The sequence below is a fragment of the Peribacillus sp. SIMBA_075 genome, assembly GCF_046534585.1.
On record NZ_JAWRYN010000966.1, the window covers coordinates 1 to 258 of the forward strand.

The 258-nt window shown below is 50.4% G+C and carries 1 protein-coding gene; it reads left to right on the top strand.

The genetic code is table 11. From position 1 onward, the window contains the following. The coding region (rpsC, locus tag SB775_RS31145) for a 30S ribosomal protein S3 (protein ID WP_410865138.1) at positions 1-258 on the top strand (258 nt) is incomplete at both ends.

The following is a 258-nucleotide window of genomic DNA, read 5'->3' on the forward strand; positions in this document are numbered from 1 at the left end:
CTGGCAAGCGTGTACACATCAACATCGTAGAAATCAAAAGAGCTGACCTTGATGCGAAATTGGTCGCTGAAGGAATCGCACGCCAGCTAGAAAACCGTGCATCTTTCCGCCGTGCTCAAAAACAAACGATCCAACGTACAATGCGTTCAGGCGCTAAAGGGATCAAAACTCAAGTATCTGGACGTCTAGGCGGAGCTGACATCGCTCGTGCTGAGTCCTATAGCGAAGGAACTGTTCCGCTCCATACATTGCGCGCAG